Consider the following 13,689-nt stretch of genomic DNA (forward strand, 5'->3'; position numbering starts at 1 on the left):
CCGCGCCGGCCGCTCTGGTGGAAACCGCCGGCAGCGGCCACGATGACCGGGAGATGAGCGACTCCCCGTGGCGCGGCCGGTGACCACCGCCGTCAACCCGTGGCTGGCGCTGCCCGACGGGTCGCCGTCGGCCGCCCGCACGCGCCGGTTGCGCGCGGCGCACGAACGCCTGGTCACCGCCGGTGCGCTGCCCGTCGACGACGCCGTCCGCCCGGTCGTCCGCGACTCGTGGCGGCGCTCCCTCGGCAGCGGCGTGGACCCCGACGGCGGGCTGCCCCCCGTGGAGCTGCTGGACGCCGACCTGCTCGCCTACCGGGCGGCCCACCCGCTGGCGCCGGTGCTGCCGGTGATCCGCCGGCTGCTGGTGCAGGACGCCGAGGCCGACCGGATGATCGTGGCGGTCACCGACGCCGCGGGGCGGATGCTCTGGGTGGAGGGCGACCACCGGCTGCGGGCGCAGGCCGAGGGCGTGAACTTCGTGGCGGGCGCCCGCTGGTCGGAGGAGGTGGCCGGCACGAACGCGCCCGGGACGGCGCTGGCTGTCGACTCCGCCGTGCAGATCTACGGCAGCGAGCACTTCCGGCGCTCGGTGCAGCCCTGGAGCTGCTCGGCCGCGCCGGTGCACGACCCGGCAACCGGTGCGCTGCTCGGCGTCATCGACGTCACCGGCGGCGACCACGTGGCCAGCCCGCACGTGCTCACCCTCGTCCGCGCGACGGTGGCCGCCGTCGAGTCGGAGCTGCGCTGGCTGAACCGGGAGCGGTTCGCCGCCGGCCCGGCCACCGGGGCGCCCGCACCGGCGGCGGCGCGCCTGGAGGTGCTCGGCCGGGAGCGGGCCCGGCTGCTGCTGCCCGGCGGACCGCTGGAGCTGTCTGTCCGCCACTCGGAGCTGCTGTTCCTGCTGGCCGAGGCGGCCGCCTCGGGGCAGGGCCGGGACGCCGCCCAGCTCGCCGACGAGGTGCACGCCGGATCCGCGGCGACCGTCACGGTGCGGGCGGAGCTGTCGCGGCTGCGCCGCCTGGTGGGCAGCGAGCTGCTCGCGTCCCGCCCCTACCGCCTGGTCGGCCGGCTGCACACCGACGTGGAGCAGGTGCGCCGGCTCGTCGCGCGCGGGGAGGTCGGTGCCGCGCTGGAGCACTACGCGGGGCCGGTGCTGCCCGGCTCCCAGGCGCCGGGGGTGCGGCAGGCCCGCGACCGACTGCTGGCGGTGCTCCGCCGGGCGGTGCTCACCGGGCGCCGCCCCGACCAGCTGCTGCGCCTCGCCCAGCTGCCCGAGGTGCGGGAGGACGCCGGGGTCTGGCAGGCGCTGTGCGAGGTCCTCCCGGCGGGCTCGCCCCGCCGGGCGGCGGTGACGGCGCACCTGCACCGCCTGCGGCTGGCCGGTCGCACGCGCTGACCCGCCCGGCGCGGGAATGCTGAGGGCTGCTCACGACTTCGCAGCTGGCGTGACCGCAGCGCCCTTCGTCGACCGACCACCCCTGAGCCCCGTCCGGGTCGTCGTGGCCATCGTGGCGCTGGCGCTCGGCGGGTTCGCGATCGGCACCACCGAGTTCGTGACCATGGGCCTGCTGCCCGACATCGCCGAGGGCGTGGGCGTCGACATCCCCTCGGCCGGCCACGTCATCTCCGCCTACGCCCTCGGCGTCGTGGTCGGCGCCCCGGTGATCGCGGCGATGAGCGCCCGCCTGCCCCGGCGCGCGCTGCTGGTCGGCCTGATGGTTGCCCTGCTGGTCGGCAACGTGCTCACCGCCCTGGCGCCGGGCTACCCGACGCTGCTGGGCGCCCGGTTCCTCGCCGGCCTGCCGCACGGCGCCTACTTCGGCGTGGCCTCGCTGGTCGCCGCGTCGCTGGTCGCGCCGCGGCTCCGCGGCCGCGCGGTCAGCTCGGTGATGCTCGGCCTGGCCGTCGCGCTGGTCGCCGGCGTCCCGGCCGCGACCTGGTTGGGGCAGGCGGCCGGCTGGCGGGCGTCGTACTGGCTGGTGGTCGTCCTGGCCGCGGCCACGGTGGCGGCCGTGCTCGTCGTCGTCCCACCGTCACCGGGGCGGCCCGACGCGACGGTGCGGGGCGAGCTGGGCGCGCTGCGCCGGCCGCAGGTGCTGCTGACCCTGGGGGTCGGCGTCGTCGGCTTCGGCGGCATGTTCGCGCTCTACAGCTACATCGCCCCGGTCGTCACCGACGTCGCGGGCCTCTCCCGGGGCACCCTGCCCGTGGTCCTGCTGGTGTACGGGATCGGCGGGATCATCGGGACGGCGCTGGCCGGGCGGCTGGGCGACTGGTCGCTCTTCCGCTCGCTCGTCGGCGCCCTGGTGGCCCTGATGGTGCTGCTCGCCGTGGTCGCCGTAGTCGCGTCCTGGGTGCCCGGCCTGGTGGCCGGTGTCTTCCTGGTCTCGGTCAGCGGCTCGACCCTGGCGATCCTGCTGCAGTTGCGGTTGATGGAGACCGCGGGGGAGGCGCAGATGCTCGGGGCCGCCCTCAACCACTCGGCCCTGAACATGGCCAACGCCCTCGGCGCCTGGGCCGGCGGGCTCGTCATCGCCGCGGGCCTCGGCTACCGGGCGCCCAGCGCCGTCGGCGCCGGGCTGGCGGCCGCCGGGCTGATCCCGCTCGCGATCTCCGCCGTCCTCCGCCGCCGTGAGCGGGCGGGCCGGGACGCGCCGGGCGCGGGGGCCCGTTCCGCGGAGGCCTACGCCTCCGCGCCCTGGGACTCGTCGGTCCGCGGGGACAGCAGTGCCCCGAGCGCGGTCTCGATCCGCCGGCCGTAGCGGTTCGCGTACCGGATCCCCGGCCTCCCGGGGCCCTCGTCCAGGCGGGCGGGGAGCCCGTCGGCGACCAGCCGGTCGACCACCGCGGCGGTCAGCGCCGGGTCGTCGGTGAACGAGAACCCGGTCTCCATGGCCCGCCACTTGCGGCGGTCGAGCACCACGAGCGCGGTCACCACCGCCGCGGCCCCCGCACCGGCCCGGGCCGGTAGCGGCCACCCCGTCGGCCGCAGCACCGGCACGGACGCCGCCGCAGCGGCGGAGCAGGCCCCGAGGAGGGCGCCCCAGCCCACCGCGTCGAGCCGCGCCGTCCGCAGGAACGACCGCCGTCGGCGACGGGCGAACCAGGGCTGCGGCCGGAGCGGCACCACGGATCCCACGGGTCACCGCTCCCGGGAGCGCGCGGTCACCGGCATCATCGGCCGAGACTAGGTAGACCCGGGTCCCGGCACCACGCCTGCCGCCCCCTTTCTGCTCCGGACGGCCGTGCCGCGCGCGGTGAGCTGCAACGGGGACGCAACGTTGTCCCGCCGGCGGTGCCGCGGCCGTCCACCACCGGAGCGCCCGGAAATCCTGGTCTTTCCGGGGGACTCCGTCTCCCACCGGCGGATCCGGGCAGGCCCGCGTGCAGTTAAGCGTGGCCAAAGTCACTCCTTTCGGGTCAGACTCCGCGGCAGGTCCACGGTCGACCGTGGGCGCGGTCTGCAACGAGGGACCCCTGCAACGAGGCGGAGGACTGATGACCCGGATCAGCGTGCGGGTGGACGGGACGTCCTACCAGGACGACGTCGAACCCCGGACACTGCTCGTGCACTACCTGCGGGAGCAGCTCGGCAAGGTCGGGACCGTGGTCGGTTGCGACACCAGCAACTGCGGTGCCTGCACCGTCCACCTGGACGGCGAGGCCGTGAAGAGCTGCACCGTGCTGGCGGTCCAGGCCGACGGTGCCGAGGTGACCACCATCGAGGGCGTCGCCCGCGACGGCGAGCTGCACCCGGTGCAGAAGGCCTTCCACGAGCTGCACGGGCTCCAGTGCGGCTACTGCACCCCCGGGATGATCATGGCCTCGATCGACCTGCTCCAGGACAACCCCGACCCGAGCGAGGACGAGGTGCGGGAGGGCATCGAGGGCAACCTCTGCCGCTGCACCGGCTACCAGAACATCGTCCGCGCCGTGCAGCAGGCCGCCGGTGAGCTGCGTGGCACCGGCAGCGGCTCCGTCTCGCCCGCGGCGGTCGACACCGCCGCCGCGCCGCACGTGGTGGGGCAGGCATGACCGCCGTGGAGGAGCGCACCGGCGCCCCGTCCCCCGAGATCGGCAAGGCGCGCCGCCGCAAGGAGGACGCCCGGCTGATCACCGGCGAGACCACCTGGACCGACAACATGGTGCTGCCGGGGATGCTGCACCTCGCGGTCGTGCGCTCACCCGTAGCGCACGCGCGGATCACGAACGTCGACGTCAGCGCCGTCCGGGAGGCGCCCGGCGTCATCGCCGTCTACACGGGTCAGGACCTCGCCGAGGAGCAGGGCTCGCTGCCCTGCGCCTGGCCGGTCACCCCGGACATGGTCAACCCCGGGCACCCGTCGATCGCCGTCGACCAGGTCAACCACGTCGGCGAGGCGGTCGCGGTGATCGTGGCGCGCAGCAAGACCGCGGCGCAGGACGCCGTCGAGCTCGCCGACATCGACTACGAGCCGCTGCCGGTGGTGCTGGACATGGAGGAGGCGGTGAAGGACGGCGCGGACCTGGTCCACGACCACCTGGAGTCCAACACCAGCTACCACTTCGTCTTCGACGCCGGCGAGATGGGCACCGGCGCGGACACCGAGCAGGCGTTCGCCGACGCCGACGTCGTCGTCAGCCGGCGGCTGATCCAGCAGCGGCTGATCCCGGCGTTCATGGAGCCGCGCTCGGTCGTCGTCCAGCCGCAGGGCGACAACTACACGATGTGGTCGGCCACCCAGATCCCGCACATCCTGCGGGTCATGGCGGCGATGGTCACCGGCATCCCCGAGCACAAGCTGCGGGTGGTCGCCCCCGACGTCGGCGGCGGGTTCGGCGGGAAGCTGCAGGTCAACCCGGAGGAGATCCTCTGCCTGCTGATCGCCCGGCGCCTGGGCAAGCCGGTCAAGTGGACCGAGACCCGCAGCGAGTCGCTGATGACGGCGCACCACGGGCGCGACCAGATCCAGTACGTCGACGTCGCCGCCGACCGCGAGGGCAACCTCAAGGGCCTGCGCGTGCGGCTGCTCGCCGACATGGGCGCCTACCTGCGGCTGATCACTCCCGGTGTTCCGGCCCTGGGCGCCTTCATGTTCCCGGGCATCTACAAGTTCCCGGCCTACCGGTTCGAGTGCGACGGGGTGTTCACCAACAAGGTGCCCACCGACGCCTACCGCGGCGCCGGTCGCCCGGAGGCCACGTTCGCGATCGAGCGGATCATGGACGAGCTCGCCGTCGAGCTCGGCATGGACCCCCTCGAGCTGCGCCGCAAGAACTGGATCAAGGCCGAGGAGTTCCCGTTCACCACGGTGGCCGGGCTGGCGTACGACAGCGGTGACTACGACACCGCGACGCAACAGGCGCTGGAGCTGCTCGGGTACGACGAGCTGCGCGCCGAGCAGCAGCGGCGGCGGGAGTCGAACGACCCGGTGCAGCTGGGCATCGGCATCTCCACCTTCACCGAGATGTGCGGGCTGGCCCCCTCCCGGGTGCTCGGCTCGCTCTCCTTCGGCGCCGGCGGCTGGGAGCACGCGGCGATCCGCATGCTGCCCACCGGCAAGGTCGAGGTCGTCACCGGCTCGACGCCGCACGGCCAGGGCCACGAGACGGCGTGGAGCCAGCTGGTCGCCGACTCCCTCGGCGTGCCGTTCGAGGACGTCGAGGTGCTGCACGGGGACACTGCGATCGCCTCCCGCGGCCTGGACACCTACGGCTCCCGGTCGCTGGTGGTCGGCGGCTCGGCGGTGGTCAAGGCGGCGGACAAGGTGATCGCCAAGGCCCGCAAGATCGCCGCGCACCTCCTGGAGGCCAGCGAGGACGACCTCGACTTCGAGGGCGGGAAGTTCTCCGTGCGGGGGACGCCGGGCACCGGGCTCGGCATCCAGGAGATCGCGCTGGCGATCTTCGCTGCGCACGACTACCCGGAGGGGATCGAGCCCTCGATCGACGCCGAGGCGACGTTCGACCCGGAGAACTTCTCCTTCCCCCACGGCACGCACCTGTGCGCCATGGAGGTCGACACCGAGACCGGGTTCGTGAGGATCCGCAAGTACGCCTGCGTCGACGACGTCGGCACGATCGTGAACCCGCTGATCGTCGAGGGGCAGGTGCACGGCGGGCTGGCGCAGGGGATCGCCCAGGCGCTGTACGAGGAGGCCGTCTACGACGCCGACGGCAACCTCACCACCGGCACCTTCGTCGACTACCTGGTGCCCGCGGCATCGGACCTGCCGCACTTCGACACCGGCAACACGGTGCACACAGCGCCGGGCAACCCGATCGGCGCCAAGGGCGTGGGGGAGGCCGGCTGCATCGCCTCGACGCCCGCGGTGGTCAACGCCGCGTTGGACGCCGTCCGGCACCTGGGCGTGCAGGACATCCGGATGCCGCTGACCCCCGAACGGGTCTGGCGGGCCATCCACGCCGGAGGCGACGGCGGCGACCGGGCATCGGCCCGGACGAACGCGCAGGCCGTCGACTCCACCGACGCCCCGTCCACCTCCGGAGGTGCCCAGTGATCCCCGCGCCGTTCGAGTACGCGCGTCCGACCAGCGTCGACGAGGCGCTGGAGGCCATCGCCTCCGGCGGGGAGGACGTGAAGATCCTCGCCGGCGGGCAGTCGCTGATCCCGGTCATGCGGCTGCGGCTGGCCGCGCCGGAGACCGTCGTCGACCTGGGGCGGGTCGCCGAGCTGCGGGGGGTGCGGGACGACGGCGACGCGATCGTCATCGGCGCGATGACCACCCACTCCGACGTCCTCGCCGACCCGCTGATCGCGCAGCACGTCCCGCTGATCGCCGAGGCCACCGGCACGGTGGCCGACCGGCAGGTGCGCCACCGGGGCACCTTCGGCGGGGCCCTCGTGCACGCCGACCCGGCCGGGGACCTGCCGTCCGTGGCGCTGGCGCTCGACGCCGAGTTCGTGATCGCCGGGCCCGGGGGGCGCCGGACCGTCGGTGCCGCCGACTTCTTCGTCGACTACCTCACCACCGCCGTCGAGGAGGGCGAGCTCCTGGTGGAGGTGCGGGTGCCGAAGCTCGCCGGCCAGTGGGGCATGCGGTACGAGAAGTTCAACCGCGTGGCGCAGGCATGGTCGATCGTCGCGGTGGCCGCCGCGGTGCGCCGCGAGGACGGGCACATCGCCGAGGCGCGGATCGGGCTGACCAACATGGGCCCGACGCCGCTGCGGGCCGGCGCGGTGGAGGCCGCGCTGTCCGGGGCCGAGGCGACGCCCGAGGCGATCGCCGCGGCGTCCGCCCGCGCCGCCGAGGGGACCGAGCCGAGCAGCGACCTCAACGCGCAGGCGGACTACCGGCAGCACCTGGCGACCGTCCTCACGCGCCGGGCGGTGACGGCCGCCGCGGGGCTGTAGCTTGTCGAAGGACCCCCTTGCCCCCCAGCACTCGCAGGCTCGCGCCGGGTCCCTGCAAGGGGGCCGTGCCAGTCCGTCACCCGGAGGTTGACCCGTGCAGCTGGAGAACTCGTTCACCGTCCCGGTGCCCGTCGACGAGGCCTGGCGGGTGCTGCTCGACATCGAGCGGATCGCCCCGTGCATGCCCGGCGCGGCGCTGGACTCCGTCGACGGTGACGACTTCACCGGGCGGGTGAAGGTCAAGCTCGGGCCGATCAACCTGACCTACCAGGGGAAGGCGTCGTTCATCGAGAAGGACGAGGCCGCGCACCGGGCGGTCATCGACGCCCGGGGCAAGGACCAGCGGGGCAACGGGACGGCGGCGGCGGTGGTCACCGCCAACCTCCGCGCGGAGGGCTCGGTCACGCGGGTCGACGTGCTCACCGACCTGAACATCACCGGGCGTCCGGCCCAGTTCGGGCGCGGCGTGATGACCGACGTCGGCAACAAGCTGCTGGGGCAGTTCGCCGACAAGCTCGCCGCCCAGCTCGGTGAGGGCGACGCGCAGGGCGACGCCGACCGCGCGGCCGCGTCGGCGGAGGCCGGCCCGGCGGCGGATGCCGGCCCGGCGGCGAAGGCGGCGGCGACGGCCACCGGCGTGGTCGAGGAGGTGGCCGCTTCGGCGGAACAGGCCGCCGGCGAGGGGACGGCGGCCAAGAAGGCCGCCGCCGCCACCAAGAAGGCGGCCGCGTCGGCGACCGACAAGGTCAGCGCCGCGGCCGAGGAGCCCCCGGCGAAGAAGGCGGCCCCGGCCAAGAAGGCCGCCGCGAAGGCGGCGCCCGCCAAGGCCGCGCCGGCGAAGAAGGCGGCCGCGGGCAAGGAGACGGCGACCACGGAGACCCCGGCGAAGGAGACCGCGGCCAAGGTGACCGCCGAGAAGGCCGCCGACACCGCGCCGGCGGGCAAGGCGCCCAGCGGGCCGCCCACCGGCAACACCGCTCCGCCCGGGCGCCCGGCCACGGGTGCGCCGCTACGGAGCGTGCCTGACGCCGCCCCGGCGGAGCGACCGCGTCCGGCGTCGACCGAGCCGGAGCCGATCGACCTGCTGGAGGTGGCCGGAGGGGCCGCGTTGTCCCGCTACGCCGCCCCGGCTGCCGGGGTCGCCGCGCTGGTGCTGGTCGTCGCCCTCGTCGTACGGCGCCGCCGTCGTCGCTGAGGCCGTCGGACCGGTCCGTCACGTTCCGGGTTCCGGGTCCGGGGCATGACCTCCGGGCGGCGGCGCCGCGTCGGTCGATCCCTCGGTGCGGCACGACCGAGCCGCTGCCCCGGTTCCGCTCAGCCCTGCCTCGGCGCCTGGACGGGCAGCCGTGATTTGGTCGCCGGGCTCTCGCCTGCGGAAACTGTCGTACCCCCGTCCTAACCTGCGGGTATGTCGGTGGTCGGGTTCGCGGTCGGGGTGACCGTGATGCCGGTGAGCTCGCCGTCGGAGTGGGAGCTGGCCGACCCTGATCCGTTGCCGCGGTTGGGTGAACCGTTGAGCGCGTGGTTGCCGGCCCGGCGGGGTGCGGCGGAGGCGGCGGAGCTGCTGGGTCAGATCGTGGCCGCGGAGGCGCAGTTGGCGGCGTTGCGGGTGGAGCTGGTGATGGATCTGGCCGCGGCGCGCCCGGCTCCGGCCGATCCGTTGCCCGGCGGCGAGCGCGCCGGCACCGTGGGGCCGCCAGAGGTCAGTGAGTTCGTGCCCGATGAGCTGGCTGCGGTGCAGAACTGCAGCCGGACGGCGGCGGTGACGCAGCTGGAGCACGCCGAGGTGCTCACCACGCTGCTGCCCGCGACGTACACACGGCTGCGGCTGGGGCGGTTGGACTGGCCCCGTGCCCGGGCGATGGCCGCGGAGGTCGCTGCGACCGGGCGGGACACCGACCCGGGCGTGATCGCCGCCGTGGAGGCCGCTGTCCTGCCCACCGCCACCGAGTTGGGGGTGGGGAAGCTGCGGGAGGCGGTGCGCGCCGAGCTGATCGCCCGCGACGCCGCCGCGGCCGACCGGCGCCGACGGGCCCGTCGGCGGGCAGCGGATGTGACGGTGCGCCCGGTCGGGGACGGGATGAGCGAGCTGCGCGCCCTGCTGCCCCACCCCGAGGCCCGCGCCTGCCGCCAGGCGGTCGATGCCCATGCCCGGGCGGCGAAGGACGCCGGTGATGCCCGGCCGATCGGCATGCTGCGCACCGGAGCCCTCATCGATCTGCTGCTGCGCCCCTGGCAGCAGCAGCCATCGGTGACCGCACATCTCACGGTGGTGGCCCCGCTGTCCGCGCTCACCCCGGCGGGTTTCCTCGCCTCTAATGCATCACTGCCGGCCGCGTTCACCGACACAGCGCGGGAAGCGGCCGCAGGCGGCCCGCCCGCGCCGGTGGGGGAGGTGGACGGGGAGCCGATCACCGCCGCCCACCTGCGCGAACTACTCGCCGCCCTGGATGCCGCAGGCGTGCAGGCCCCACCCGGCGGCAGCCTGCAGATCGCGCTCACCGACGCCACCGGAAGACTGCGGGCGGTCACCGGCCGCGCCGAGCTGGAGAAGCTGGCCACCCGCGGCTGCCCCGACCACCCCGACCACCCCGACCAGGCGTGCGGCTGCCCGCTGCTCGGCCCACCGGGTCCGGTGGACCGCTACCGGCCCTCGGCCGCCCAGCAACGCTTCCTCGCAACGCGGGATCGCACCTGCCGGCACCCCGGCTGCACCGTGCCCGCCGGCTGGGCCGACCTCGACCACGTCATCCCGCACGCCGACGGCGGCGCCACCGCCTGCGAGAACCTGTGCTGCCTGTGCCGCCACCACCACCGGCTCAAGACCTTCGCCCCCGGCTGGACCCACACGCTCAGCGACGACGGCGTCCTCACCGTCATCACCCCCACCGGGGTCAGCCGCACCAGCCGACCACCCGGCTATCGCGTCCTCACCGCACCACCGCAACCACCACCGCCACCACCGGCGGAGGACCCACCACCGTTCTGACCCCGAGCGGTCAGCCCGGGAGCACCTCGGCGAGCCAGGAGGCGGCGGCCGCGCCGACGAGGTCCGGGTTCTTCTTCAGCGAGTGGTCACCGGGGACGGCGTACACCGATGCGCTGCCCCGGCCGGTCAGCACCGCGGCCACCTCGGCCGGCGAACCGAACGCGTCCCGCTCGCCCTGCACCACGACGACCGGGACGGTCACGCCCGCGAGCTCGTCCGCCCGGCTCTTCTCCGGCCGGCCCGGCGGATGGAGCGGGAACGCCAGCGCGAGCACGCCGTCGGCGCCGACCTGTCCCGCGGTGCGGCAGGCCACCCGCGCCCCGGCGCTGCGCCCCCCGACCACGAGCGCACCGGTCAGGTGCCCCGACCCCGAGAGGTGCGCCAGCACCGCCCACCAGCCCTCGTCCAGGCGGGCCGGCGCCGGGGCGATCTTCTTCCCCGCCACGCGCCACGGTTGCTCGATGCGCAGCACCCGCCACCCGCCCTCGGCGGCGTCGCGGGCGACCGCCTGCAGGTCGGCCGAGTCGGCCCCACCCCCGGCCCCGTGCCCGAGCAGCAGCGTCCCGCGGGCTCCGCCGTCGGTCAGGTGGGCGCGGGCCGGGCCGTGCGGCGTCCCGATGTCGAAGGCGGTCACCGCGGCGGGAGGGCCAGCAGCGCGTCCACCGCGCCGGGGAGGTCAGGGGCGGCGACGTCGGGCTCGCCGTACACCGCGGGGAACACCCGCTCGCTCCGGGGGAACCACGCGCCGGTGAGCCCCGCCCGCTGCGCGCCCAGCACGTCCCAGCCGTGCGCGGCGACGAGCGCCATCCGCTCCGGCGCCACGTCGCAGACGCCGGCCGCCCACAGGTACACCTCCCGTGACGGCTTCCAGGCGCGGATGGTCTCGCTCGTCATGCTGCGCTCCACCAGCGGCGTGATCCCGCCCCGCTCCAGCCCCGCCTCGGCCACGCCGGGCGAGCCGTGGGACAGCGTGACGACCCGGACCCCGGCCTCGGCCAGCCGGCGCAGCGCGGGCTCGACGTCGGGGTGCGGCGCGAGCTCCCCGAAGGCGTCGGCCACGGTCGCGCGCTGGTCGGCCGACAGACCGCTCTCCTGGGCCAGCGCGGCGTCGAAGGCGTCCCGGAACCGGCACCACGAACCGACGGCGGCCGCCGCGAAGCCGGTGAGCAGCGTGCGGGCGAACACGGTGCCCAGCAGCGCCTCGGGCTCCCCTGACTCGACCAGGGTGGCACGGACGGGCGCGAGGTCCAGCAGGGTCTCGTTGACGTCGAAGGCGACGACCTCGGGGCGATGCCGGATCACGATGTCGGGTCCCAGTCCTCGTCCAGGTGCTTCCCGGCCTGCGGGGGCCGGCGCATCCTCCCGGTGGCCTTCTTGTAGACGAACCAGGAGACGCCCAGCACCACGGCGGCCACGACCACGTAGTCCAGGTACCGCAGGTTCTCGTAGATGAAGTCGCCGGCCGCCACGCCCAGGGTGACCAGGACGGTGTTCCAGATCAGGCTCCCCGCCGCGGTGAACAGCAGGAACTGCCCCAGCGGCATCCGCACCACCCCGGCGGGCACCGAGATGAAGCTGCGCACGATCGGCACCATGCGGCCGAGGAAGACCGCGGCGCGGCCGTGCCGCTCGAACCAGGCGAAGGTCCGGTCGACGTCCTCGGTCTCCACCAGCGGCAGCCGGTCGAGGAAGGCGTGCGACCGGCGTGGCCCGAGCGCTCGCCCGACGTAGTAGAAGAAGATCGCGCCCAGCAGCGAGCCCAGGGTGGCGAAGATGATCACCGGGACGATCGACATCCGGCCGTCGTTGATGAGCACGCCCGCCAGGCCGAGGACCGCCTCGCTCGGGATGGGCGGGACGACCGTCTCGAGGAGGATCGACAGCCCGACCCCGACCGGCCCGAGGGTCTCGACCAGGTCCAGCAGGAAGCCGGTGATGCCACCCTCGTCGGAGGCCGCAGCGGCGAGGAACGACATGGGCTCCACGGTATCGGCGCCCTCCGCCCGCCGCCGCGCCCCTGGGCCGGCGCGGAGCTAGGTTCGGGACCATGCGGCAGCGCTTCACCGCCCGGGCACTCGTCGTCGGCGACCGCGCCGGGTCGGTCGTCCCCGACGGCGTCCTGGACGTCGCGGACGGTGCGATCGCGTGGGTCGGGCCGGCCACCGAGGCGCCCCCGGTCGAGGACGCCGACGTCGTCGCGCTGCCCGGGGTGCTCACCCCCGGCCTGGTCAACGCCCACTCGCACGCGCCGATGGTGCTGTTCCGCGGGCAGGGCGAGGGGCTGCCGCTGGACCGCTGGCTGCGCGAGGTCATGTGGCCGCGCGAGAGCCGGCTCCCCCCGGAGGACGTCGAGGTCGCGATGACCGCGGCGTCGGCGGAGCTGCTCGGCAACGGCGTCACCACCAGCGTGGAGATGTACTTCCACCCCGAGCGGATCGCCGCCGCCGTCACCACCACCGGTGCCCGGGCGGTCGTCGCCACGCCGCTGCTGGCGCTCCCGGGCATGCCGCCGCTGGCCGAGCAGCTCGGCGCCGCCGTGGCCCTCGCCGCCGGCGCGCCCGGCGACGGGACGATCGAGTACGGCATCGGCCCGCACGCGGCCTACACCGTTCCGCTCCCCGTGCTCGCCGACGCCGCGCGGGCCGCCCGCGAGCATGACCTGCTGCTGCACCTGCACGTCGCCGAGACCGCCACCGAGGGCGCCGACCTGCTGGCCGCGCACGGGCTGTCGGTGCCCGCGCTGCTCGCCTCCTACGACGTGCTGGGCGGCCGGGTGCTCGCCGCGCACTGCGTGCACATGGACGACGGCGACCTCGAGCTCTGGCAGGAGTACGACGTCGCCGTCGCCCACTGCCCGGCCAGCAACGCCAAGCTCGCCAGCGGCGTCGCACCGGTGCGCCCGATGCTCGACCGCGGCATCCGGGTGGGGCTGGGCACCGACGGCCCCGCGTCCAACGACTCCCTGGACCTCTTCGCCGACCTGCGGCTGGCCGCGGGGATGGCGCGGCTGCGTGAGCGGTCGGCGACGGCGCTGACGGCGGCCGAGGCGTTCTGGCTGGCGACCGGGGGAGCGGCCGACGCCCTCGGCCGCCCGGACCTGGGTCAGCTGGCCCCGGGCCGGCGGGCCGACCTGGTGCACGTCGACACCCGGGACCTGGTGTTCGAGCCGGTCGGCGACCCGGCCGACGTGCTGGCGCACCTGGTGTGGTCCGGCGCGGGGCGGCACGTCCGTGACGTGTGGGTGGGCGGCCGCCCCGTCGTGCGCGACGGCGTCTCGACCACGGTCGACGTCGCGGCGCTGCGTGCCGACGTCGCTGCCCGCGCCGCCCGGCTCGCGGCGGGCTGA

12 protein-coding genes are annotated in these 13,689 nt (G+C 75.3%); 8 read left to right on the forward strand and 4 right to left on the reverse strand.

The annotated features are described in order from the left end of the window. The first annotated feature begins 67 nt into the window (after positions 1-67). The gene (locus tag ACI79Q_RS11210) at positions 68-1,396 is read left to right on the forward strand and encodes a GAF domain-containing protein (RefSeq protein ID WP_456614699.1); all 1,329 of its coding nucleotides are present in this window, start codon (positions 68-70) and stop codon (positions 1,394-1,396) included. 49 nt (positions 1,397-1,445) lie between these two features. After that, on the forward strand, positions 1,446-2,762 hold the full coding sequence (locus ACI79Q_RS11215; RefSeq protein ID WP_456599640.1) for an MFS transporter: 1,317 nt from the start codon (positions 1,446-1,448) through the stop codon (positions 2,760-2,762). Here the strand turns inward: ACI79Q_RS11215 and ACI79Q_RS11220 are convergent. Next, entirely contained in the window at positions 2,684-3,139 is a 456-nt protein-coding gene (locus tag ACI79Q_RS11220) for a hypothetical protein (protein WP_456613554.1), read from the reverse strand. The two genes, ACI79Q_RS11215 and ACI79Q_RS11220, sit on opposite strands and share 79 nt — an antisense overlap. A 359-nt stretch (positions 3,140-3,498) precedes the next feature. Here ACI79Q_RS11220 and ACI79Q_RS11225 point away from each other — a divergent pair, with 359 nt between their 5' ends. From ACI79Q_RS11225 to ACI79Q_RS11245, 5 genes are all read left to right on the forward strand, one after another. Then, positions 3,499-4,035 (forward strand): (2Fe-2S)-binding protein, encoded by a 537-nt coding sequence (locus ACI79Q_RS11225; RefSeq protein WP_456599638.1) that lies wholly within the window; start codon positions 3,499-3,501, stop codon positions 4,033-4,035. Further along, positions 4,032-6,500, forward strand: a complete 2,469-nt coding sequence (locus ACI79Q_RS11230; protein ID WP_456614700.1) for a xanthine dehydrogenase family protein molybdopterin-binding subunit — start codon at positions 4,032-4,034, stop codon at positions 6,498-6,500. The genes ACI79Q_RS11225 and ACI79Q_RS11230 overlap by 4 nt, the downstream gene beginning before the upstream one ends. Beyond that, positions 6,497-7,354 carry an FAD binding domain-containing protein gene (locus ACI79Q_RS11235; protein ID WP_456591179.1) on the forward strand — a complete coding sequence of 286 codons (858 nt, stop codon included), beginning with the start codon at positions 6,497-6,499 and terminating at the stop codon, positions 7,352-7,354. Before ACI79Q_RS11230 ends, ACI79Q_RS11235 begins: the two co-directional genes overlap by 4 nt. Positions 7,355-7,448: 94 nt before the next feature. Next, complete coding sequence (locus ACI79Q_RS11240; protein ID WP_456614701.1) at positions 7,449-8,549, forward strand: SRPBCC domain-containing protein; 1,101 nt, start codon at positions 7,449-7,451, stop codon at positions 8,547-8,549. A 213-nt stretch (positions 8,550-8,762) separates the two neighbouring features. Continuing rightward, positions 8,763-10,343 (forward strand): DUF222 domain-containing protein, encoded by a 1,581-nt coding sequence (locus tag ACI79Q_RS11245; protein ID WP_456614702.1) that lies wholly within the window; start codon positions 8,763-8,765, stop codon positions 10,341-10,343. A gap of 10 nt (positions 10,344-10,353) precedes the next feature. Here the strand turns inward: ACI79Q_RS11245 and ACI79Q_RS11250 are convergent, their stop codons facing one another. Genes ACI79Q_RS11250 through ACI79Q_RS11260 form a run of 3 tightly spaced genes read right to left on the reverse strand, consistent with a single transcriptional unit; the run spans position 10,354 to position 12,319 of the window. Continuing rightward, positions 10,354-10,977, reverse strand: coding sequence for an alpha/beta hydrolase family protein (locus ACI79Q_RS11250; RefSeq protein ID WP_456614703.1), 624 nt, complete (start codon positions 10,975-10,977; stop codon positions 10,354-10,356). Beyond that, positions 10,974-11,645, reverse strand: a complete 672-nt coding sequence (locus tag ACI79Q_RS11255; protein ID WP_456591183.1) for an HAD-IA family hydrolase — start codon at positions 11,643-11,645, stop codon at positions 10,974-10,976. Before ACI79Q_RS11255 ends, ACI79Q_RS11250 begins: the two co-directional genes overlap by 4 nt. After that, a complete protein-coding gene (locus ACI79Q_RS11260) occupies positions 11,642-12,319 on the reverse strand; it encodes a DedA family protein (protein ID WP_456591184.1) in 678 nt (225 codons plus the stop codon). The genes ACI79Q_RS11255 and ACI79Q_RS11260 overlap by 4 nt, the downstream gene beginning before the upstream one ends. Before the next feature lie 71 nt (positions 12,320-12,390). Between ACI79Q_RS11260 and ACI79Q_RS11265 the strand changes: the two genes are divergently transcribed. Next, positions 12,391-13,689 (forward strand): amidohydrolase family protein, encoded by a 1,299-nt coding sequence (locus ACI79Q_RS11265; RefSeq protein WP_456614704.1) that lies wholly within the window; start codon positions 12,391-12,393, stop codon positions 13,687-13,689.

Source organism: Blastococcus sp. SYSU DS0828 (genome assembly GCF_054050975.1).

Coding starts and splice junctions, on each gene's coding strand:
- ACI79Q_RS11225 (WP_456599638.1), top strand. CDS start 3,499: ATGACCCGGATCAGCGTGCGGGTGGACGGGACGTCCTACCAGGACGAC.
- ACI79Q_RS11230 (WP_456614700.1), top strand. CDS start 4,032: ATGACCGCCGTGGAGGAGCGCACCGGCGCCCCGTCCCCCGAGATCGGC.
- ACI79Q_RS11245 (WP_456614702.1), top strand. CDS start 8,763: ATGTCGGTGGTCGGGTTCGCGGTCGGGGTGACCGTGATGCCGGTGAGC.
- ACI79Q_RS11260 (WP_456591184.1), bottom strand. CDS start 12,319: ATGTCGTTCCTCGCCGCTGCGGCCTCCGACGAGGGTGGCATCACCGGC.
- ACI79Q_RS11265 (WP_456614704.1), top strand. CDS start 12,391: ATGCGGCAGCGCTTCACCGCCCGGGCACTCGTCGTCGGCGACCGCGCC.